19 protein-coding genes, 2 tRNA genes and 1 pseudogene are annotated in these 19,453 nt (G+C 50.7%); 10 read left to right on the forward strand and 12 right to left on the reverse strand.

From position 1 onward, the window contains the following. The first annotated feature begins 42 nt into the window (after positions 1–42). Together FMR86_RS19795 and FMR86_RS19800 are read left to right on the forward strand one after the other, a co-directional pair. Entirely contained in the window at positions 43–1,119 is a 1,077-nt protein-coding gene (locus tag FMR86_RS19795) for a nickel-dependent hydrogenase large subunit (RefSeq protein WP_163353147.1), read from the forward strand. Between the two features lie 11 nt (positions 1,120–1,130). Continuing rightward, positions 1,131–1,511 (forward strand): 4Fe-4S dicluster domain-containing protein, encoded by a 381-nt coding sequence (locus FMR86_RS19800; RefSeq protein ID WP_163353148.1) that lies wholly within the window; start codon positions 1,131–1,133, stop codon positions 1,509–1,511. Between the two features lie 272 nt (positions 1,512–1,783). Here the strand turns inward: FMR86_RS19800 and FMR86_RS19805 are convergent, their stop codons facing one another. The 10 genes from FMR86_RS19805 to FMR86_RS19850 form a co-directional block, all read right to left on the reverse strand. After that, positions 1,784–2,998 carry an ABC transporter permease gene (locus FMR86_RS19805; RefSeq protein ID WP_163353149.1) on the reverse strand — a complete coding sequence of 405 codons (1,215 nt, stop codon included), beginning with the start codon at positions 2,996–2,998 and terminating at the stop codon, positions 1,784–1,786. Continuing rightward, positions 2,998–3,672, reverse strand: coding sequence for an ABC transporter ATP-binding protein (locus FMR86_RS19810; protein ID WP_163353150.1), 675 nt, complete (start codon positions 3,670–3,672; stop codon positions 2,998–3,000). Before FMR86_RS19810 ends, FMR86_RS19805 begins: the two co-directional genes overlap by 1 nt. A 12-nt stretch (positions 3,673–3,684) precedes the next feature. After that, positions 3,685–4,917: an efflux RND transporter periplasmic adaptor subunit gene (locus FMR86_RS19815; protein ID WP_163353151.1), complete on the reverse strand. Its 1,233-nt coding sequence runs from the start codon at positions 4,915–4,917 to the stop codon at positions 3,685–3,687. A 107-nt stretch (positions 4,918–5,024) separates the two neighbouring features. Beyond that, the gene (locus FMR86_RS19820; RefSeq protein WP_163353152.1) at positions 5,025–5,243 is read right to left on the reverse strand and encodes a helix-turn-helix transcriptional regulator; all 219 of its coding nucleotides are present in this window, start codon (positions 5,241–5,243) and stop codon (positions 5,025–5,027) included. 9 nt (positions 5,244–5,252) lie between these two features. Next, positions 5,253–5,792, reverse strand: a complete 540-nt coding sequence (locus FMR86_RS19825) for a DUF2975 domain-containing protein (protein WP_163353153.1) — start codon at positions 5,790–5,792, stop codon at positions 5,253–5,255. A gap of 177 nt (positions 5,793–5,969) precedes the next feature. Then, positions 5,970–6,845 (reverse strand): RluA family pseudouridine synthase, encoded by an 876-nt coding sequence (locus FMR86_RS19830; protein WP_163353155.1) that lies wholly within the window; start codon positions 6,843–6,845, stop codon positions 5,970–5,972. Beyond that, positions 6,846–8,147, reverse strand: coding sequence for a TRAP transporter large permease (locus FMR86_RS19835; RefSeq protein WP_163353156.1), 1,302 nt, complete (start codon positions 8,145–8,147; stop codon positions 6,846–6,848). It lies immediately after the preceding gene. A gap of 4 nt (positions 8,148–8,151) precedes the next feature. Next, entirely contained in the window at positions 8,152–8,649 is a 498-nt protein-coding gene (locus FMR86_RS19840; RefSeq protein ID WP_163353157.1) for a TRAP transporter small permease, read from the reverse strand. 235 nt (positions 8,650–8,884) lie between these two features. Then, complete coding sequence (locus tag FMR86_RS19845) at positions 8,885–9,904, reverse strand: TRAP transporter substrate-binding protein (protein WP_163353167.1); 1,020 nt, start codon at positions 9,902–9,904, stop codon at positions 8,885–8,887. Positions 9,905–10,039: 135 nt separating this feature from the next. Then, positions 10,040–11,686, reverse strand: coding sequence for an FG-GAP-like repeat-containing protein (locus FMR86_RS19850; RefSeq protein WP_163353159.1), 1,647 nt, complete (start codon positions 11,684–11,686; stop codon positions 10,040–10,042). 38 nt (positions 11,687–11,724) lie between these two features. Here FMR86_RS19850 and FMR86_RS20725 point away from each other — a divergent pair, with 38 nt between their 5' ends. From FMR86_RS20725 to FMR86_RS19870, 5 genes are all read left to right on the forward strand, one after another. After that, positions 11,725–11,853: a hypothetical protein gene (locus FMR86_RS20725; RefSeq protein WP_275406957.1), complete on the forward strand. Its 129-nt coding sequence runs from the start codon at positions 11,725–11,727 to the stop codon at positions 11,851–11,853. 207 nt (positions 11,854–12,060) lie between these two features. Next, positions 12,061–13,317 (forward strand): RsmB/NOP family class I SAM-dependent RNA methyltransferase, encoded by a 1,257-nt coding sequence (locus tag FMR86_RS19855; RefSeq protein WP_163353160.1) that lies wholly within the window; start codon positions 12,061–12,063, stop codon positions 13,315–13,317. A gap of 20 nt (positions 13,318–13,337) precedes the next feature. Next, positions 13,338–14,114, forward strand: a complete 777-nt coding sequence (locus tag FMR86_RS19860) for a class I fructose-bisphosphate aldolase (RefSeq protein WP_163353161.1) — start codon at positions 13,338–13,340, stop codon at positions 14,112–14,114. Between the two features lie 132 nt (positions 14,115–14,246). After that, positions 14,247–14,322 (forward strand) — tRNA-Val (locus FMR86_RS19865). 41 nt (positions 14,323–14,363) lie between these two features. Continuing rightward, positions 14,364–14,440, forward strand: a tRNA-Asp gene (locus FMR86_RS19870). A 46-nt stretch (positions 14,441–14,486) separates the two neighbouring features. Here FMR86_RS19870 and FMR86_RS19875 read toward each other — a convergent pair. Then, positions 14,487–14,834, reverse strand: a pseudogene (locus tag FMR86_RS19875) (DUF4332 domain-containing protein); the annotation flags it as partial. Between the two features lie 112 nt (positions 14,835–14,946). Between FMR86_RS19875 and FMR86_RS19880 the strand changes: the two are divergent. Continuing rightward, positions 14,947–15,693 carry an FRG domain-containing protein gene (locus FMR86_RS19880; RefSeq protein ID WP_163353163.1) on the forward strand — a complete coding sequence of 249 codons (747 nt, stop codon included), beginning with the start codon at positions 14,947–14,949 and terminating at the stop codon, positions 15,691–15,693. Between the two features lie 27 nt (positions 15,694–15,720). On the opposite strand, the gene FMR86_RS19885 is transcribed toward FMR86_RS19880, so the two are convergent. Then, a complete protein-coding gene (locus tag FMR86_RS19885; protein WP_163353164.1) occupies positions 15,721–17,379 on the reverse strand; it encodes a glycosyltransferase in 1,659 nt (552 codons plus the stop codon). Between the two features lie 157 nt (positions 17,380–17,536). Here FMR86_RS19885 and FMR86_RS19890 point away from each other — a divergent pair, with 157 nt between their 5' ends. Both FMR86_RS19890 and FMR86_RS19895 read left to right on the forward strand, forming a co-directional pair. Beyond that, a complete protein-coding gene (locus tag FMR86_RS19890; RefSeq protein WP_163353165.1) occupies positions 17,537–18,781 on the forward strand; it encodes an MFS transporter in 1,245 nt (414 codons plus the stop codon). A 126-nt stretch (positions 18,782–18,907) separates the two neighbouring features. After that, entirely contained in the window at positions 18,908–19,243 is a 336-nt protein-coding gene (locus FMR86_RS19895; RefSeq protein ID WP_163353166.1) for a zinc ribbon domain-containing protein YjdM, read from the forward strand. Positions 19,244–19,453: the final 210 nt, after the last annotated feature.

Here is a 19,453-nt window from a genome sequence, read left to right on the forward strand (position 1 = left end):
TTCCCGGATGAACCCAAGACGAAAACAACTATAGGGTAAATTATGGCACGTACCATCATACCTTTCGGTCCGCAGCATCCGGTTCTCCCGGAGCCGCTGCATGTTAAGCTTGTCGTGGAAGACGAGATCGTACAGGAGGCCATTCCCGCACTCGGATACGTTCACAGGGGTCTGGAAAAACTCGCTGAAATCCGCGACTACCACCAGATGATCCAGATTGTTGAACGCGTCTGCGGTATCTGCTCCAACATCCACTCAATGTGCTATTGTCAGGGCATTGAAGAAATGATGGGCATCGAGGTTCCCGAAAGAGCCGAATACCTCCGCACCATCTGGTCCGAACTTCACCGTATGCACAGCCACCTGCTCTGGCTGGGTCTCTTTGCCGATGCTTTCGGCTTCGAAGCCCTGTTCATGCAGTTCTGGCGCATCCGTGAACGCATCATGGACATCAACGAAGCTACCACCGGTAGCCGCGTTATCACCTCCATCAACATCGTTGGCGGTGTCCGTCAGGACCTGACTCCCGAGATGTGTTCCTGGATTCTTTCCGAAGTTGATATCTGCGTAAAAGAAATCAAGGAAATCCAGAACACCATCCTCAACGACTACACTGTATGCGCACGTACCAAGGGCGTAGGCGTTCTGACCAAAGAACAGGCTTACGACCTCGGCGCAGCAGGCCCGACCCTGCGCGGCAGCGGCGTTGCCTCCGACATGCGTCTTCTGAAGTACGCAGCATTTGATAAAATCGACTTCGAGCCGATCGTAGAAACATCCGGCGACTGCTGGGCACGCTCCACAGTACGTTTCCGCGAAACCCTGCAGTCCGCAGACCTGGTAAGACAGGCCATTGCCGGACTCCCCCAGGGCGATCTTGCAGCTCCCTGCAAAGGCAACCCCGAAGGCGAAGTTATAACCCGCGTGGAACAGCCCCGCGGTGAATGCCTCTACTACATCAAAGGTAGCGGCAAGAAGTTCCTTGACAGGGTCCGCATCAGAACACCCACGTTTGCGAACATTCCGCCTCTTCTGGCAATGCTTCCGAACTGCGAACTTGCTGATGTTCCGGTTATCATACTGTCAATCGACCCGTGCATCAGCTGCACGGAACGCTAGGAGGCCGAGACATGCTTAACATGACTCCCACTGTACTGAAGAACCTCCTTCAAAAAAGCTCCACTCGCATGTACCCCATCGAGAAACGCGAGCCATTTGAACGCTACAGAGGTGAACTGTTCAACAACATTGACGAGTGCATTTTCTGCAAAAAATGCCAGATTAAATGCCCTTCACAGTGCATTACCGTCACTAAAGATAAAGACAGCGGTACCGGAACATGGATCTGCGATCCCTTCGCATGCGTCTACTGCTCCATCTGCGTCGACCACTGCCCGACCAACAGCCTGTACATGAAACCTGTACACCGCGCCCCGTCCGCAGAACGCGACATGATGGAACAGACCGGTAAAATCAAGCTGCCCAAGAAAAAAGCCAAAGCCAAGAAATAACTCTTAAGCTTTAGTTCGAACTACAAAAAATCCCCGCAGCCTTACGGTTGCGGGGATTTTTATTTTGCCTCCGGCGGCTGGGGAAGGGGAACTTTTGGGAAAAGTTCCCCTTCCCCAGACCCCATCCCCTCAAAACTTTTCATTATGCTTCGCAAATAGTTCGTTATTACGATCTTCGAATAACAAGACGGCGAAGCTCCAATGAAAGGTTTTGGGATTCTTAAACCCTTTTGCAAAAGGGTTTAAGGCCGCCCGGCAGGGCCGCCGGAGGCCTATTCATGCCTCAGCGCATCAATTGGATTCATTCTGGCAGCCCTGCGGGCGGGAAAATAACCGAATACAATGCCCACAAACCCTGAAAAAACAAAACTGATCAGAATAATACGCAGGTCAATCACAAATGGAATTTTCATATAGCCGGTCACAAATAAAGGAATCACCAGTCCAAGAATTATCCCCACCAGTCCACCGAACAGGGACAGGACCACAGCTTCCACCAGAAACTGGTAAAGGATATCCCTCTCTTGTGCTCCCACTGCCAGCCGGATGCCGATCTCACGGGTCCGCTCGGTAACGGAAACGAGCATGATGTTCATAATCCCGATGCCGCCCACCAGCAGGCTGATGGCGGCAATAGCACTGATGAAGGTGGTGAACACACTGGTCTGCTTCTTCACCGTCCTGATAATTTCCTTCATATCTTCAATGGTAAAATTATTGCCGTGTCCAGTCGGCACCGGGCGCAACTCTTTCATCACCTGTTTAAGCTGCATCTTCAGGGAAGTGGAATCCTGACCCGGTCCGCTGCCCACCAGAATCATGTCCACATCCTTGTTCCCGGAAATCCTGCGCTGAAAAAGCTTGAGCGGCACAAGGATTACATCATCCTGCTCTTTGCCGACCATGGAACCGCCTTTTGATTTCAGCACCCCTACAACCTGATAGGCAAAACGGTCGATGCGTACAGAATTGCCGACGGGGTCCAGCCCCTTGAACAGAGTCTTACTGACCTTCTCCCCGATGATGCAGACCGACTTCCCGGCCTTTTCTTCTCTGGGACTGAAGAACCTGCCGGAACTGGCCTCCCATTTCCGGATCATAAAATAACTGCTTTCAGTCCCGGTGACGGCCGTGCGGCAATTGTTGTTTCCGTAAACCGCAACCACTGCCGACTCGGTAACCGGTGCAACTCCCAGACAATCGGGAAATTCGCGTTTAAGGGTCTCCACGTCCGCATTTTTGAAGGGCACAATATTGGTGGTTTCCCCGGCAAAACCGACCCCGTTCTCTTCTTCCGGGGTGATGATGATCATCCTGCTGCCGAGGCTGGAAATCTCATTGGTCAACTTACGGCTGGCCCCCTGCCCGATGACCACCACGGAAATCACCGAGCTTACGCCGATAACAATGCCCAGAACCGTAAGGCAGGAACGCAGCTTGTTACGCCACAGAGCACGGAATGAAAGCATTACAGACTGCAAAAACATCAATGCCCCTCCCTAACTATCCTCCCGTCACGGAACTGGATTGTCCGCGAGGCCCAGAGTGCCATTTCCGGCTCATGGGTAACCATGACCACGGTGATACCCTGCTCTGCCTGCAAGGAGGAAAGCAACTCCATAATCTCGGTACTGCGTTCGGAATCAAGGTTCCCGGTGGGTTCATCAGCAAGCAGCAGAAAAGGATTACAAACTATGGCCCGGGCAATGGCCACCCGCTGCTGCTGGCCGCCGGACATCTCGGAAGTGGTGTGCAGGGCACGGTCCCCGAGACCGACCTTATCCAGTGCCGCATGGGCCATTTTGCGCCGCTCCTTCTTGCCGATGCCTCGATAGACAAGGGGAAGCTCCACATTTTCAACAGCAGTAGTCCTGCTGAGCAGATTGAAACCCTGAAAAACAAATCCCAGATACTGCTGCCGCAAACGGGCCTTCTGATTCCGGTTAAGGGAGGTTATCTCAAGCCCCTCAAAGGAATATGAACCGGAACTGGGGCTGTCCAGACAGCCGAGGATATTCATGGTCGTTGATTTGCCTGAACCGGAACTGCCCATGACCGCCACAAACTCACCGTTGTTGATGGTCATATCAATACCGTCCAGAGCACGGACTTCAACCCCGCCCGTATTGTAGATCCGGGAAACATTTTTCAGCTCAATCATTATCCTGCCCGCCTATTCAAATGAAAAGGACATACTGTTCTCCGCAACATTCTCAATGCGCGAGAGCACAATTTCATCCCCGGCCGCCAATTCATCGCTGCGAATTTCTGTGAAACGTCCGTCAGAGCTGCCTTTGTCGACTTCAACCCGCTCCGGAAAACCGTCCCTGAGTAACCAGACATTTGCATTTTTAGGGGAAGGAGTATTCCGGGACTCCTCAGGAACGGTCTCCGGCGGAGTAAAACGCAAGGCAGCATTGGGAACCAGCAGCTTGTCCCGCACTTTCCGGGTTTCAATTTTTGCCGCTGCGGTCATGCCCGGCCTTAAAGCCAGATCGGAATTCTTAACCGCAAAAATACCCACATAAGTCACCACGCCCTGCACTCGCTGCGGAGAAAAACGGAGCTTTTCCAACACGCCCCTGAACTTGCGTTCCGGGTAGGCGTCCACAGTAAAAACCGCCTGCTGCCCCGGTTTGATGCGGCCCACATCCGCCTCATCAATATTCAACTCAAGGCGCATATCCTTCAGCCCGGCGGCAATGGTGAAAAGTTCCGGGGTCTGCAGATTTGAAGAAACAGCCTGCCCCCGCTCCACATGACGCACCAGCACCAGCCCGTCGATAGGCGAGACTATGACCGCCTTTTTAAGGTTGGCCTCGGCTTCCAGCAGATTTGCGCGGGCCTGCTTGACCTGAGCCCTTGCTCCGGCAAGTTCTGCCGAAGCAAGCTTCTCTGCTGTACGGGAACTGTCCAGAGCCTTCTGGGAAACCGCATTTCCAGACCGCAATTTTCTGGTACGTCTGTGCTCCACACTCTTGTCATCAAGGGCGGCTTCACATTTCAAAACCGTCGCCTGTGCCGATTCCAGTGCCGCCCGCAACTGATTCACCCGGGCCTGCAATTCATCAGTGCGCAAAAGGGCTATTATTTCACCCTTTGCAACCGGGTCGTTGTAATCCTTATGTATTTTTTTCAGCACACCGGAAATTTCACAGCCGACCTTAACCTTGGTCCTCGGTTGCAGGGTTCCGCTGGCCGAGACATTGATGCTCAGATCGCCGCGTCCAAGGGTATGTGTTTTATAGCGGATCGGTTCACCGTTGCCGACCAGAGCCTGCCACAAAACGACAACGATTATAGTACTCAAACTCATCCAGAAAAGAACACGTTTACGGAGCGGCTTACGTCTCTCTTCCAAGGATGAAGCTTCAAAGCTACGCTCCGGACTCTGTATATCAGACATACTTCCTCCTCATGCAGGAAGGGAAAAACTGGCAGAACCGGGGGAGGCCGGTTCTGCCGCAAGCCGGGACAACCATAACCCGGCCTAAGTAAGGGGAGCCCTTAAATTTATTCAACTGTTTCATCCGCTTGAAATTCAAGGATATCGCCGGGCTGGCAATCAAGGAATCTACAGACGGCATCAAGCGTGCTGAACCTGATGGCCTTGGCCTTTCCGGTCTTGAGTACGGAAAGGTTCTGCGGGGTTATCCCCACAGCCTCTGCCAGTTCCTTGGATGAAACCTTTCTTTTAGCCAGCATCACATCGAGGTTAATAAGTATCGCCATATCAACCCCTTAAATTGTCAGCTCAGCTTCATCCTGAAGCTTGCGGCCTTCGTCCATTACCCACGAGATTGCCAGAATCACGCAGGCAACTACGATGTTCCCGATATTGGCATCATCAATATTCACACAAACCAGCCGGTCACCCACTTCATTATTCATAGTCGCAATGTAGGAGACAGCGGCCTGCGTAAACGGATAAATAAGCTCACCGACGAGCAATGCCCAGGCGGCTCTATTGTAACAGACGGAATTCTCCGCTGTGAATATCTTGCCCTGTGAATAGAGCCCGAAAAGATTAACCAGTTGCCAGAGGCAAAACATGCCCAAAGCTGCATAAGGAGCTGAAGCAAGCAGCCCCAGCACTCTTTGCGTGTCTGTCAACGGCCCGAGAAACTCCGGATCAAGTTCAAACAAAAATTCTGAAACAAAAAACGCTTCAGGGTCACCGTCAAACAGAAACCATGCGGTAATTTCAAAAATCGGAAGCGCGATCAGCATCAGCAGAAATGCATATTTCAAAAAAATGCTCATTTTTTTAATCTTGTTCATTTGTCTCTCCGTGAAAAATTCTTATCCCGTTTTCTGATTCACGATTTACGGCAATGAATTATCGTTTGTCAATAACTTTTTACTCTTCACCATTAATCAAAACTCGGTAGAGCACAAAAAAAGACAGCAGAACCTAGTTCAACTGTCTCAATCCACAAGCAAAATATCTTGATAATTCTAATCGTGATCAACGTAAAAATGATCAAAAATGTCAGGCAGGTTCTCCCAGTCCGGCAGACAGGAAGCCGTAAACCACGGAGTTTCAATGCGCAGACAGTGCAGCTTCATGCGCCCCTTGCTGCCGCCATACTTCACATCTCCTGCAATGGGAAAACCACGCGAGGAAAGCTGGACCCTGATCTGGTGGGTGCGTCCGGTGTGCAACTTGACCATGAGCAGCGATGAATCACGGTCTGTTTTGATTGCCCGCACAGAACAGGAGGCGTTCTTTCCGGAGCCGACAACCATCTTCTCCCGGCCTTTAGGTCCGCGCTTCTCCATTCGGTCTTGCAGCCCGGTCCAGCCTTCACGCTTCCACTCACCTTCCACCTGCGCGAGATAAAATTTGCCCCCCTCGCCGTGTTCGGCAAAGAAATCGGACAGATTCTTCTGCCCCTGATGGGACTTTCCGGCCAGAACCACCCCGGAAGTATCGCGGTCCAGCCGATGGGCCGGAGCCGGTTTGTAAGCAGCATCCGCAAACATGAAAAGAAGGCGGTCGGCAACGCAGTCATCATGCCCGGTGCCGCCTTGAGTGGGCAGTCCGGCAGGCTTACACACCGCCAGATAATTGTCGTCTTCGTAAATTATTTCCAGCGTAGGCAGCTTTCTGACTTGCTGCTCCTCTGCCTTGTAAGGCGGAATGCGTACAGTCTGGCCTTCTTTGACCAGATCAAAAGGCTTGCAGCGGCCCTTATCCACGCGCACATTGCCCTTGCGAATCCAGCGCATAATGGCCGAGCGGGGAACATCTTTCCCCACCCGCCTTTCAAGAAAGCGAACTAATTTCTGCCCTGCTTCCTGCTTAGTTACTTCTACAAATTCAGCTGCCATTTACAACAAACTAGGTAAAAAAGTCACAGTAGCCGGAACTGCGAGCATCAACGCGACAAGTACCACATAGGCAATCATGAAATAGCTGACGCCGAGAAATACCCGGTCAATAGACACATCCTCAGCCATGGAGGCCACAATAAAAGTCGTCACGCCCACAGGAGGGGTGATGGCTCCGAGGGTAGTCACAATGGTGATTAAAACTCCGAACCAGACCGGATCATAGCCCATGGCACTGACGATGGGGAAAAATATGGGGATGGTGATCAAAAGCAGAGCCAAGGCATCCATGACCATACCGCCGATTACGTAGATCACGCAGATAAGCAGGATGATTACTGTGGGCGGAATGGGCAACGCGGCCACGAAATTAGCGGCTTCAAAAGGAATGCGGGTCACAGCCAGAAAACGCCCGAAAATTACCGCGCCGAGCATGACCGTCATGATCATGCAGGAAACCTTGAGCGTATCGCTCACTGCGGCGGCAAAACGCTTGAAGGTCATCTCACGGGAAATAATGCTGATCAAAAGCGCAAATGCCGCCCCGGCAGCCCCGGCCTCGGTGGGGGTAAACCAGCCCGCAAAAAGACCGCCCATAACCAGCACAAAAAGAATAATCATCTCAATGGAACCGGGCAATGAAGCAAGCTTTTCCTTGAAGGAAACTTCCGGTCCGGCCGGACCCCAGTCAGGATTGCTCACGCACATCATGTACACGGTGAGCAGGAAGAAAACACAGAGCAGAATTCCGGGAATTACCCCGCCCATGAACAGCCTGCTGATGGATTCCCCGGTCTGCAACCCGATGATGATCAGCACCACACTGGGAGGAATGACTACCCCGAGGGTGGCCCCGGCGGCAACCGATCCGGTGGAAAGGATGGGGTTATATTTGAATTTCTTCATTTCCGGCAGAGCCACGGTGGACATGGTCGCGGCAGTGGCGGTGTTTGAGCCGCAGATTGCCGCGAACCCGGCACAGGCCATGACCGTAGCCATGGCGATCCCGCCCCTGATATGCCCCATCCAGGCATAAGCTGCCTTGTACAGCCTCTCGTTGACCCCGGAATAAAAACAGATCTGCCCCATAAGGATGAACAGGGGAATGACGGTCAGCCCGTAGGATGAAAAAACATTCCAGATTTCAGTGCCCAGCATCCCGTAAGCGGCCTTGAGATTCAAGACCTTGGCAAAGCCGATAAACCCGATAATGCCCATGGCAAAGCCCACGGGTACACGCAGCACAAGAATAACCAGCAGCAGGCAGAGAACGCCCACAATTCCAACAGTAATCGGTTCCATAATATTAAGCGGGTTTAAGCGGTTCCCTGCCGCGCAGGATACGAAGGATATCAAGCATGACTATAAAGGCCATGGACAGGCAGCCGAAGGCCACAGCAAACACAAACGGATAAAAAGCAATACCCAGTGTCTCTGAAACTTCCTCCAGATCGTAAAGGAACATGCCCCATTTAAAAGTTTCATTGGCACAAAAAACAAAAAACACACAGGAAACCGCACTGGACAATGCATCCAGCACAACCTGCATGGATTTCGGGAAACGGTTGAACAAAAGCCCCACTGCAATATGGCTGCGGTGCAGCTGCGAGAAGCCCAGAGAAAATCCGGCGGTCACCGCGCCCAGGAATCCCATCAGCTCAAAAGTTCCCTTAACCGGAACCCAGACCGCACGCGAAACCATGTTCGCACAGGCCAGAATTATCATCAGCGTCAATGCCGCCCCGGCAATTACCGCCAGAATACGGCAAATCCAAATCGCTGTTTTTTCTAAAAATTCAATCATAATATTCTATTTGCCTCCGGCGGCTGGGGRAGGATAACTTTTGGGAAAAGTTCCCCTTCCCCAGACCCCATCCCCTCAAAACTTTTTAATATGCTTCGCACGTAGCGAACAAAGACGCCCTTCGAGTAGTCAAACGGCGAAGCCTTAATAAAAGGTTTTGGGATTCTTAACCCCTTTTGCAAAAGGGGTTAAGGCCCCCGGCAGGGTCCCCGAAGGGCCGCCGGAGACATCTTAATTACTTTTCATATTTAACGCGGGAAGCTTCCACGTCGGAAAGTACGGCAGCTCCGTCAATATCTTTAGCTGCGGCTTTCTTTTTCCAGTCATCGATCAGCGGCAGGGTCTTATCCTTGATGGCTTTCATGTCCGCATCAGACAACTCGATCATTTCGATAGAGTACTTATCCTTGGCCCATGCAAGAGAACGGGTAACGTGCTCATCCATGTACTTTCCGGTCCACTCAGCCTGCTCGCGGCCAAGATCGTTCAGTACTTTTTTGACATCATCAGGCAGTGCGTTCCATGAATTCTTGTTCATGATGATTGCGAAAGGATAAACAGCGGTATCGGTCTTGGTTTCGTAGCGGCAGATTTCCGCGAAGTTCAGATCTTTGAGCACTTCGAAAGAGGAGAACAAACCTTTAACCACACCCTTCTGCAGAGCTTCGGGAGTTGCGGACATGGGCATGGAAACCGGAGTCGCGCCGAGGGATTCAAGAATCTTGGACAGAATACCGGAAGCACGGACTTCAAGCCCTTTGAGGTCGGCAAGAGTACGCACCGGAGTTTTAGTCATAAGATTGGAAGGCGCGGAGGTGAACATGGTCAGCACCTTGAATTTACGAAACTCCTTGGGCTGGTACTTCATGTACAGATCCCAGAGGGCAAGGCTGGCGGAAGTGGATGAGGTAAATCCCAGAGGAAGTTCAAACACGGAACAAAGCGGGAAAACACCCGGATGATATGCAAGGCTGACGCAACCGATATCGGCCTGTCCCTGCATTACGCCGCGCAGGGTATTTTTTGCGCCCAGCAGGGTTGAGCCGGGATAGGTCTGCACCTGAACTTTACCGTTTGTTCTTTTTTCCACTTCCTGCTTCCAGCGTTCCATCTGGACACAGGGGAAAGTTTTAGCGGGCGGAAAGTTGGCATAGCTGAGACTGACATCCGCTGCAGATCCAACGGACGCTGAACAAAGCAGTGATACGCAAAACATCAAAACAGAAAGAATTCCGGCAATTTTCCCGGTTCTCATCATCACTTCCTCCATTGTAAGGGCTTACTTTTGATTTGGCAGCGAAGCAGGGCAAGGCAACTTCACCGAAAAGGCAGGGTTACAATTACATATGAAAGGACCTCCCGCAAGGAACGGGAGGCCCGGTTAAACAGCTTACTGGCCCATGTTCAGTTCATAGGCCATAATCAGAGTCTTCCGGTGTTTGATTCCCAGAGAACCGGGATAAGTATTCATGATAACATACAGTTCTTTATCACCGTCATTATCGATATCAGCTACACCGTATCCGGAGACAGTTCCTTTGATACGGCGGGTCTTCCATGCCAGGTTCAGACCGACTCCATCCCAGAATTCAGAATGAATTTCGCCCTGAGCAAAACTTTTATAGTTTGAGAACACCTGACCGGCAATGGAAAGGTCCTTGTTCAGCAGAACTTCCTTTTTGTTGGGATCGGAAATGGAAACGACCTGAATGGGCATGGGAATAAAATACATGGTCTCCATCCTTTCCGACTTTTTCATCTCGTTCATCCCAAGGGCTTTGGAAATAATCTCCAGGCTTACCGCAGAAGAGTTGAATTTTTCCGCACTCTCATAAAGCGGTTCAAGGTTCTTGTCATAAAGGTTGATACGTCCATATTTATTAAGAACGATAATCTTGTAATCATCATCTTTAACGGGCAGATAGGTAAGATTAAAGACATTGGAAAATTCGGGGACATTCATCTTGCGCACGAGAAGAAGTTCGCCATTGGAGAAGGTATACTCCACCATGTGCTTGGAATAAAATGTCCGGTTAGGATCAAGGCGCTGCCCTATGATTGTTTCGGTAAAGTTAGGCGGAGTCCTGATAACGGAAAGAAAGTTCTTACTGCGGTCCAGCAGAACTCTGGGACTATTGTTCTTGAATGAGAGAATGTAGGAGAACGGTTTCCTGTCTACTTCAGTGCAAAGCACCACCTCGTAAACTCCGTCACGGTCAACGTCGATAGCACTGACCTTCAGTCCGGAAGCACGGTTGGAGTATTTATAAGCGACAACCTCTTTCAACCGCTGACCGTCAATCTTCATGACCTTGACATCGGTATCAGTAAGCACAACCAGATCTTTTTTACCGTCCCCGGTTACATCCTGCACAAAGCCGCCACGGTTGACGAACTTCATGGACTGACTGCGCCAACGGCCCGGTGTTTCTGTACCGCCCTGATACCTGAACTGAGGGTTAATTTTACTTTCCAACACCTTACCGGCTCCGGCAGCGGTGACAAACTCAGGGTTCATGGGGCTGTCGGGACGAGCTTCTTCACGCTTCTGCTCTTGCTCGTTAGCAGCCTTGCTACCCGGCTTCTTGAACAGTTCACCCTTGATATCCTGAGCGATTCCGTCAATGGCAGGAATCAACTCGGAAATGGTGGTCTGGGCACTTTTGGTCCAGGAATGGCCGTCGCCGTTGATCATACTTACGTCAACGGAAGCCTTCTTACCTGCAATTACAACAGAACCGACAGCGATATAGTCAACGCCCAGAGTCTGAACTTTTTTGATCTCGTCCATTTTGTCCTTGGGCAGATCAGCCTCTTTAAGATCATTAGAACCGGCTATGGGCTCAAAATGCCCGGTCCAGTTCAGGCGGGAAGTAAGCATGGTCTGAACGCCGCGACTCAAATATTTGTACTGGGCGGGACCGTTGATTTCAAATGGATAAACGGCATAGGTGCGTGCCACCTGTGCATAGGCCGCTGAGGCGGTCAGCATGAAAAGTGCTACAATAAAAAAAATGACTAAACGACGAAATGCCATCGTTAATCCTCCAGATTAAATTTAAGGAAATATATTCTATGATTACAATCTATTACACAACAAAACATTTAGACAAGCCAAACTGTTCCGGCAATACGGAAGCTGCCGCATTCTTGAAAACGGGTAAAACGCTTGTAGCAGCTAATGCAGCAGGACGCAAAGTTTAAGATGGAAACAGCCTCCCCGGACCCTTGTCAAATACGCGCTGCTGATTTATCTGTCTTGCTCCTGTTTACAAGGTTTTTTGTAATTTTCTGATGATCCGGCCTGTCATTCTAAAGTTGTATCAGGCTATAAATTTACATAATTTTACCATTTTTTGCGGCTCCCAGCTTCTACACTTTTCTATGTCTTCAAGCCGCAACCTATCATTTATGAGTACAGTTTTAAGAACATTCAGGCTGGTCTGCTCCCCCAAGGACGTGGACACAGTGGAAGAACTGCTCCGCGCACAGGGTTTTGAATTCAGGCCGGAACCGTTTTATTCCATGGCCCGCATTCTGGAAAAAGAGCCTTTTCCGCTGGGAGAATCCGTAGCCGCAAGATTCGGGCGGATTTACATTCAGGACCGCTCCTCAATGCTGCCCCCGCTCATGCTGGCACCGGAGGAAGGCGATGTGGTGCTGGACATGTGCGCCGCTCCGGGAAGTAAAACAGGACTGCTGGCCCGACTGGTAGGACGTAACGGCTTCGTGCTGGCCAGTGAACCGTCCAGTGACCGACTGGCACTGCTGCGTCAGAACCTGCGCAAAGTACAGGCTGTGAATACCGCAACTGTACATTACGAATCCCAGAAACTTCCCCTGCCCCCATCAAGCTGGAAGGCCATCCAACTTGACCCGCCCTGCAGCGGCTGGGGTACCCTGAACAAAAATCCCAAGGCCATGGAAGTCTGGAAGGGCGAGAAAACCGTCCCGCTGGTCAACCTGCAACGCAAATTGCTGACCAAGGCATACGAACTGCTGGCTCCCGGAGGACGGCTGATCTACTCCACTTGCACCACCAATGTGCAGGAGAACGAAGAACAGACCCGCTTCGCCACTGAAGAACTGGGATATGAACTTTTCGATCTCCCGCGTCCCGAAGGATTCACCATTGCCGACCCGCTGTTGCCGGGTATGGACGGAGTACTGCGAGTGGACGGTTCCGGCGGCGGGCAGGGATTCTATCTCTGCGGTCTGCGCAAACCGGGTGAGGAAGAACTGCAAATCCCGGACAGCTGCAACCCTCCGGGCAAAAAAGTGAATCTCAAAAAAACCGAAATCCCGGACTCAGTTGATTTTTCCGCCCTGCCTGAAGGGGAAATATACGAATTCAAAGGCAAGGCCATGTTCCTGAACAAACACGCCCTTGAAATTCTGCCCAAGGAGTTGCGCTGGCAGGGATTCCACATCGGCAAGCTCAACCGGGATAAATTCAGGCCGGACCCTTTCGCACGCTGCCTGCTCCCGGAAAAACCGGACAGCTCGGCACTGGTAATTGAAAATCCGCAGGACATAACCAACCTGCTGGCCGGACAAAGCCTCACCGCCCCGCCCAAAGGCAAAGGCCCTGTAGGCTTATACTATAAAGACATGCTGCTCGGATTCAACGGGAAGAAAGGTTCCCGTTTTATCTGGACGGACAAGTAATATAAGGATTTATTAACATAATGAACGGAACCAACCGCCGCCTGCAAAGGCTTTTTGACAAGGAAAGCGGAAACTCGCTGATCCTGGCCCTCGACCACGGAGCCAATGAAGGCATGATCGAAGGACTGGGCTCCATCCAGTCCATTCTGGAATCACTGCCCGCTTCCGGTGTTCAGGGAGTCATCCTCAACAAAGGACTGGCCCGCCATTACGGACACTTAGTGCCTTCTGATGTAAACCTCATCATCCAGCTCAATGCCGGAACAAGGCACGGCTCGCCCTCGTACAATAAAAACATCGTCTGCTCCATTTCCGAAGCATTACGCCTCGGCGCGGACGCTGTTTCCATGCACGTGAATATCGGCAATGAGCTGGAAGACCGCATGCTGGTGGATCTCGGCGAAATTACCGATGAAGCGCATCAGCTGGGTATCCCGGTACTGGCCACAGTGCTCGCGCGCGGCAGCCAGATCGTCAACGAACATGATTCCAGCCTAGTGGCCCACTGTATCCGCATCGGAGCCGAGCTGGGACCGGACATCGTGGCCGTACCCTACCCCAACAACGGGGACACCTTTATGAAAGCAGTTGCCGCCAGCCCGGTTCCGGTACTGGTCACCGGAGGGCCGCTGGGGCAGAATGTGGAAGGCGCGCTGAACAACACCCAGCAGGGCCTTGAATCAGGATGCCGAGGCTGTTGCATCGGCCGGAACATTTTCCAGACCGAAAACCCCATTGAAAGCATGGAAAAGTTCGCCCGAATTGCACACAAAAAACAAACAATTTCAAACGAATAGAATTTATTTTAAAAATATTAAAATTTTCGTTTGACAAAACAGGCCGACATCGGCAGTATCCCTCCTCGTGGCAGTGAGCAACACCGAATGGTGACAGACATTCAAGGTGCTTACGATAAACCACACTGACGTGGGCGGATAGCTCAGTTGGGAGAGCATCGGCCTTACAAGCCGAGGGTCACAGGTTCGAGCCCTGTTCCGCCTACCACCGTCAACAAGCGCTGCTTAACGCGCTTTATAAATATATGCGGAGCCGTAGTTAAGCTGGTTATAACGCCGGCCTGTCACGCCGGAGGCCGCGAGTTCGAGTCTCGTCGGCTCCGCCACTTTTCGCGGAGAAGCCATCAATCGTAAGATTGGTGGCTTTTTCTTTTACACATTCCCGGGCAATCCTTTCGCCATATCAATACAAGTTTGAAGATCATTCTCATTGAACGTAACTTTAAGATTCATCTTTTCTGTCCATACACACAACTCATTATATAAGGATGTGCAATTGCTGTCAGCGATTGCCTGAGTAGTATAAATTCCCATCTTCAAAAAAATCCGCGCATAAATCGGCCCCACACCATTAATACGTACCAGATCAGACATGCATGTAATGTCCTTGACAACATCTTGATCCAGCCCGGCAGATGCGGAGAACTCACTAATATCCAATCCATTACGGCAAACATCAAACATATGTTTGGAATGTTTGATACCTTCAGCAGCCATCTTTTCGGCAACCTTGAAATCAACTTCCGGCGTAACTTTGGTGGCTTTTTCTGTTTTTGGAGATTGTAGTCAAGAATAGAAACGGTTATATCTTGCTACAAACTAGGATTTAGATATGACGCATCACAACAAAACAATTACATGTATTTCTGATCTGATTGAATATATCAAACTGTCCGGCTATGACATGCTCTGGTTTCGCGGCCAGCGCAAATCATCATGGCCCCTGCTGCCTTATATATATCGAAACTACAATCCGCTCCTTGAATCACAAATGATTCAGCGGTTTATGCTGAAGGCACAAATATTTAAAGATAATTGTCCGGCAAAAACAGAATATGGAGATTGGCTGGTATTGATGCAGCATTATGGGTTGCCAACACGACTCCTTGATTGGTCAGAGTCCCCTTTGGTCGCAGCTTACTTCGCAACAGCCGGCAACAAGGAAGGAGAGGACGCATCCATCAGCATGCTGAATCCCGGATTGTTGAATTCTTCCTTACATGAATTTGGAACGCTGCCGAATTTAAGTACACTAAGCCCGGAACTAAAAGAAAGATGCCATAATGCCTTCAAACTCCCTGAAAATAGAACATCTTCATTTAGACCCGTTGCAGTAATTGCCAGCCAGAACGACTTTAGGATGCTCAATCAGATGTCATGCTTCACTCTTCATGACATGGACACACCTCTGGATGAGTATGAACAAAGTCCATTTTTAGAAAAATTCATTATTCCAGCAAAATATATAGACAGGATCAAAACAGAATTACTCATACTTGGCATTCGCCGTTCAATTTTATTTCCAGACATAGAAAATTACGCAAGAGAACTGAGAAGCATACAAAAAATTGAATCCTGACCACCAAAAGATATCACCCCTCCCCCTCTAACCTTCCCCCATCCGCACAGATATCAACCCCGACTCATCACGGCCTTTCAAGGCCATGGCAAACGCCCTTTCCTGCCCGTTCTTCCGGGCAATTTTTTTGGCTAACAGAATTTTCTCCATACCGGGCTCAAGGCGATAGCTGCGCAGATCAGTCAGGGCAGATTCAAAGATCAGCCGCCAGTCATGCTGGCCGTGCATAATAAGAGCTGACAGAAAATTTCCCCGTACTTGATCCAGTTCCTTGCGCGAACGAAGCATTACATCGAGAAGTTTCAGAATTTCAACATCATCCGGGCATGCATTGTGAAGCGACATAAGACAATCAACTGCGGTATTGGGCAGGTGCCTTTTGAAATCAAAGGGGAAACCTCCCCGGAACAAACGGTTGCGGTACTTTAATTCCTTGGCCCAGAGAATGAGAAGATCCTTAGGTGTTTTAGGCGGCAGCATGTCGGACTTACCTGCACCTTTAAGATGGCGATACCAGAACGCTTTGGCCCCGTCCCAGTTGTTAAGCCGCAGAGCCGCTGTCGATCCTGTGAGGTTCAAATCAAAACTGTTTTCGAACAGATTACCGCCAAGCAGGGTCATGATATTTTTTTCCAGCAGTGAATTAAACCCGGCGACAGCCTGCACACGAAGCGTAGCAACAACGACCTGCGGGTCCTGCAGCAGCGCGGAAAGATTCGAGGTCACATCACCGAGCGGCACATCAAGCAGGCCGGACTCCCACATGGCAGCAGCGGTGATGGCAAACCATTTTTCAGCTTCTGCACCTTCGGCCCTGCTGCGCACGGCATCATCTGCATATTGCAGAATCCGCTCAATGCGGTGAACGGCCAGATGCTCGGATTGAACCCGCTCATAAGCGGCCTGCCCCATCTTCTGGATCAGACTGTCGTTACCCAGATACAATTTGAGTTTTTCTTCCAATTCCAGAACATCTGAATACGTTTCGATTTCACGCCCCGGCTTAAAAAGTGATGCCTGTTCGTCCCCCAAATCCTGCGTGAGCAGCAGGCATCCGCATGCTGTCCCCTCAAAAAGCCGGAAATTAACCTCTCCCAGAATGGATTCGTTAGGAATAATTTTAGTATCCTGATACAATTCAAGCATTTCAGCGTAGCTCAATGATTGCTCTACAGAAAAATTACGGTCACCGATCCTGCTTCTGATAAACTCCACCATCCATGTACGGGCCGGGCGTTGGTCACTGAGCCTGCCCACAAATACAATATCATTTTTCCGCCCGGAAACAGGAGGAGAGTCCATGTGAGGCGCATATACGGGAAGCCAGCGCACATTAGAAAGACCATCGGCTTTGAAAAACGGGACCATGGCCTGCTGGGTGGATAAGGTCAGGTCAAAGAGCTTTCCATACGGACTGTGCCAATGCAGATTCAGGTGCGGATCAGTGGCCCAAAAGATTGTCGGGCAATCCAGAGCATCCAGCCCCTGAATCAGGGTTCTTTTGCCAAGGTCCTCCACCTGCAACAACAGATCCGGGATAAAATCATTCTTTTCGAGTATCTCCGGGAGATTGCAAAACGGTTCCCCGGAATAAGTGATATGTAAAACAGTATGTCCCAGCTGCCGCAAAGCAGCCACACCTGCGCTGAAGGAACCCACAACGCAGACATTGAGTTTATCTTTCATACCATCAGCCCTTTCTCTGGTTTATCAGTAAGCCTGTTCAGTGCCATGCTGTAAGATCATATTAATCTGAAGCTTTACGCTTTCATTCATAATTTGCCAATACTCCTTTAGTTTCCCTGCCATTGCGAACACCGTCCATCTCAAGTAGAATCCCGGCATGATAAACTGGAAACAATATTCAGAACGCTGGTATGCAGGTTACGCTTTTCAGGGAGCGGTAGTACTTGGAATCATCCCCATTCTTCTGCCGCTGGTTATCGCCAAGGCAGGGGGAGCGGCACAGGCCGGGGTGGTGGTTGCTCTCTTTTATGTCGGCCAATTGCTGGCCCCGGTGATCGGAGCCTTTACGGATCGCTCCGGCCTGCACAAAACTGTTTTCCTAAGCGGATTCGTCATGCTCGCCATTGGGCTGACCCTCTTTCCCACTGCGTCCAATCTGCCTTTCTGGCTGCTTCTCTCCATGCTGCAGGGAGCCGGGTCCGCAGCTTCGAACACTGTTTCCGCAATGTTCATTGTGGAATGGCGGCCCAAGGGTGAATGGGACCAGCGTGTGGGTTGGCTGCAGACCTTTTACGGAACAGGTCAGGCCGTAGGGCTGGGGCTTGCCGCACTGCTCCAGATGAAACCGGAACTGGGTCTTATTTTCGCCGCGTTGTTGATGATTCCGGGGTTCATTCTTGGACGCATGGATCTTCCCAAAACTGCGGACAGAAATGTACCTGAAGCCCCAGAACTGGACAGACGCCGCCACATGACTACGCGCGGAGCACTGCCGCAGACACACCATTATGAACGGTTCAACGGGCAACATCTGCTGCAACTGGCTAAAAAGGCCAAAACACCATACGGCAGATTCATCATCAGCTGGTTCATGATCCAGTTCGGCACCTGGATCATCTACAACCTCTATCCGCTCTTCATGAAATCAGCATATTCCATCGCTGCCGGGCCGTCCTCAACCTACTATGCCATTGCCGCTTTTCTCGGAATTTTCGCCTACGCGCCATCCGGTGTCATCGGCAAAAAAATAGGTGACGGAAAGGTTGTCATGATCGGTACGGTTATGACCCTCATCTCGCAACTTGGGCTGGCCCTGCTGGCCTATATTGATACCGGTATGAATACATGGCTGGCTCCGGTCATGTTCATTATCCAGCCCATTGCATGGTCACCGCTCATTGTAGCCGGGACAGCGTTCGCAGCACAGCTTTCCGATATGGAGGAAGGCCCGGCGGTGGGAATCTTCAACGCCACGACAGCCATTGCCGCGGTGCTCAGTGCTTTTGCCGCAGGTTTTCTGGCTGAAGCTTTCGGTTACGGAACCCTGCCCGCAATAGGAACAGTGCTGGTGCTGGCAGGCGGCGCGGTACTGCTGCCCATCGTGGGAGGCCGGGAAGAGTGATGCAGTCAGCCCCGTCCCATTGCATAATTTACGATTTACAAATCAAGCCAAATAGCAAATACTGCGCCCGACTATCAGGAACATTTTTATTATAATAACCAACCTCAAACCACGAGTTTCAAGACAATGGAAAACTTACCTAATTGCCCGCAGTGCAAATCTGAATACGTATACTCTGACGGCAGTGTACTCATCTGTCCTGAGTGCAGCCTTGAATTTCAGCCCGAAGACGCTGCTGAAAAAGTATATAAAGACGTAAATGGCGTGGTCCTCACTGACGGCGACACCGTAATCGTCACCCAGACCCTCAAGGTCAAAGGTGCATCTTCCGACATCAAAAAAGGCACCAAAGTCAAAAACATCAGACTGGTGGAACCTGAAGACGGCGTACATGATATTTCATGCAAAATCCCCGGCTTCGGCTCCATGATGCTTAAGACTTCCGTGGTCAAAAAAGCATAAATATCCCGGCGCAACAGCCAAATTTATTATAAAAAAGGATAGCAGTCATATTGACTGCTATCCTCAGATTGCTGACTAACCCCGCTTTTCTCGGAAAGCGGGGTTTTATTATGCTTTCTTCCGTTCGATTTAATTTGAAAAGCTCAAGTTTGTGCGACCAAAGTCAGATTTGGGATCAGAAGGGAAAATTGTGTTTATTTTGGAGAAAAG

The sequence above is a fragment of the Desulfovibrio sp. JC010 genome (genome assembly GCF_010470675.1).
Taxonomy (GTDB): domain Bacteria; phylum Desulfobacterota; class Desulfovibrionia; order Desulfovibrionales; family Desulfovibrionaceae; genus Maridesulfovibrio.

Excerpts from the sequence above, each read along its gene's own strand:
- FMR86_RS19825 (WP_163353153.1), bottom strand. The coding sequence starts at position 5,792 with ATGAACAAGATTAAAAAAATGAGCATTTTTTTGAAATATGCATTTCTG.
- FMR86_RS20725 (WP_275406957.1), top strand. The coding sequence starts at position 11,725 with ATGATTACAATCTATTACACAACAAAACATTTAGACAAGCCAAACTGT.
- FMR86_RS19840 (WP_163353157.1), bottom strand. The coding sequence starts at position 8,649 with ATGATTGAATTTTTAGAAAAAACAGCGATTTGGATTTGCCGTATTCTG.
- FMR86_RS19890 (WP_163353165.1), top strand. The coding sequence starts at position 17,537 with ATGATAAACTGGAAACAATATTCAGAACGCTGGTATGCAGGTTACGCT.
- FMR86_RS19860 (WP_163353161.1), top strand. The coding sequence starts at position 13,338 with ATGAACGGAACCAACCGCCGCCTGCAAAGGCTTTTTGACAAGGAAAGC.
- FMR86_RS19880 (WP_163353163.1), top strand. The coding sequence starts at position 14,947 with ATGACGCATCACAACAAAACAATTACATGTATTTCTGATCTGATTGAA.
- FMR86_RS19800 (WP_163353148.1), top strand. The coding sequence starts at position 1,131 with ATGCTTAACATGACTCCCACTGTACTGAAGAACCTCCTTCAAAAAAGC.
- FMR86_RS19855 (WP_163353160.1), top strand. The coding sequence starts at position 12,061 with ATGAGTACAGTTTTAAGAACATTCAGGCTGGTCTGCTCCCCCAAGGAC.
- FMR86_RS19815 (WP_163353151.1), bottom strand. The coding sequence starts at position 4,917 with ATGTCTGATATACAGAGTCCGGAGCGTAGCTTTGAAGCTTCATCCTTG.
- FMR86_RS19795 (WP_163353147.1), top strand. The coding sequence starts at position 43 with ATGGCACGTACCATCATACCTTTCGGTCCGCAGCATCCGGTTCTCCCG.
- FMR86_RS19850 (WP_163353159.1), bottom strand. The coding sequence starts at position 11,686 with ATGGCATTTCGTCGTTTAGTCATTTTTTTTATTGTAGCACTTTTCATG.
- FMR86_RS19820 (WP_163353152.1), bottom strand. The coding sequence starts at position 5,243 with ATGGCGATACTTATTAACCTCGATGTGATGCTGGCTAAAAGAAAGGTT.
- FMR86_RS19810 (WP_163353150.1), bottom strand. The coding sequence starts at position 3,672 with ATGATTGAGCTGAAAAATGTTTCCCGGATCTACAATACGGGCGGGGTT.
- FMR86_RS19830 (WP_163353155.1), bottom strand. The coding sequence starts at position 6,845 with ATGGCAGCTGAATTTGTAGAAGTAACTAAGCAGGAAGCAGGGCAGAAA.
- FMR86_RS19885 (WP_163353164.1), bottom strand. The coding sequence starts at position 17,379 with ATGAAAGATAAACTCAATGTCTGCGTTGTGGGTTCCTTCAGCGCAGGT.
- FMR86_RS19895 (WP_163353166.1), top strand. The coding sequence starts at position 18,908 with ATGGAAAACTTACCTAATTGCCCGCAGTGCAAATCTGAATACGTATAC.
- FMR86_RS19835 (WP_163353156.1), bottom strand. The coding sequence starts at position 8,147 with ATGGAACCGATTACTGTTGGAATTGTGGGCGTTCTCTGCCTGCTGCTG.
- FMR86_RS19845 (WP_163353167.1), bottom strand. The coding sequence starts at position 9,904 with ATGAGAACCGGGAAAATTGCCGGAATTCTTTCTGTTTTGATGTTTTGC.
- FMR86_RS19805 (WP_163353149.1), bottom strand. The coding sequence starts at position 2,998 with ATGTTTTTGCAGTCTGTAATGCTTTCATTCCGTGCTCTGTGGCGTAAC.